The sequence below is a fragment of the Bacillus sp. LR--39 genome (assembly GCF_053613335.1).
Genome location: NZ_JBSIOT010000202.1, coordinates 1 through 1291, shown reverse-complemented (window position 1 = coordinate 1291; position 1291 = coordinate 1). Strand labels below are relative to the sequence as shown.

The following is a 1291-nucleotide window of genomic DNA, read 5'->3' as shown; positions in this document are numbered from 1 at the left end:
GAGTTTGCAAAGCTGATCGGGGCTGAACCGGATGAAGTGGCGATTGTGCCGTCAGTTTCTGATGCGCTGGTTTCTGTAGCATCGTCCTTAACTGCATTTGGAAAGAAGCACGTTGTATATACAGATATGGATTTTCCGGCGGTGCCTCATGTTTGGCAGGCACACTCCGATTATACCGTATCCGTCATTCCATCAATAGACGGCGTGCTGCCGCTTGAACAGTATGAAACGCATATTTCAGATGAAACAGTACTGACATGTGTTCCTCACGTTCATTATCGTGACGGCTATGTTCAGGATATAAAAGCGATTGCCGAGATTTCTCAGAGAAAGGGCTCTTTATTGTTTGTAGATGCTTATCAATCAGCCGGGCATATTCCCATTGATGTGAAGGAATGGGGCGTAGAAATGCTGGCAGCAGGCACCCGGAAGTATTTGCTCGGCATACCGGGTGTGGCGTTTCTTTATGTGAGAAAGGAGCTGGCTGACGCACTGAAGCCGAAAGCATCAGCTTGGTTCGGCAGAGAGAACGGATTTGAGGGGGCTTATGCGAAAGACGCGCGCCGTTTTCAAACGGGCACCCCAGCTTTTATCAGCGTATACGCAGCTGCAGCGGCTTTATCGCTGCTGAATCATATTGGAGTTTCTCATATCCGGGATCATGTGAAAACGATCTGTGCCGATGCAGTTCAATATGCCGCTGAAAAAGGCCTGCAGCTGGCGGCGGCACAAGGTGGGGGTCAGCCGGGTATGGTTGCGATCCGGGATGAGCGGGCATCGGAAACGGCGGCGTTGCTGAAGAAGAAAAAAGTGATTTGCGCGCCGCGGGACAATGTGATCCGTCTCGCTCCCCATTTTTATAATACGAAGGAGGACATGCGGCGCGCGATTGATGAAATCGCGGCGAAAACGATCCACAAGTAAACATGAAAAAGCCCCTGAACACTAGTCAGGGGCTTTTCACATTAATGATCTACCTTCACGCGCTTCATAAAGAAAGCGCCAATTAAACCGATAATGGCAACAATCATTGCAAACACAAATGCGTGCTGTACGCCTGCTGTCAAAGCTTGCGGGATGACTGCCGGATCGGCAGGGTTTTTAACTGTACTCATATAATCATGCTGGCCTGCAGCCATAATGCTGACCGCAACCGCTGTTCCGATAGCGCCGGCCATTTGCTGCAGCGTGTTCATAATGGCGGTGCCGTCTGGATAAAATTCGCGCGGCAGTTGGTTTAAACCGTTTGTTTGCGCAGGCATCATGATCATAGAAATCCCGATCATCAAGC

Annotated in this window: 1 protein-coding gene and 1 pseudogene; one reads left to right on the top strand and one right to left on the bottom strand. The window is 50.1% G+C overall.

What is annotated here, in order from left to right:
* Positions 1-924, top strand: a 924-nt coding sequence (locus ACWHAR_RS21785) for an aminotransferase class V-fold PLP-dependent enzyme (RefSeq protein WP_452087802.1), incomplete at its 5' end; no start/stop codon positions are given.
* A gap of 41 nt (positions 925-965) precedes the next feature.
* On the opposite strand, the pseudogene ACWHAR_RS21780 reads toward ACWHAR_RS21785, so the two are convergent.
* Positions 966-1291: pseudogene (locus tag ACWHAR_RS21780) on the bottom strand (hypothetical protein); the annotation flags it as partial.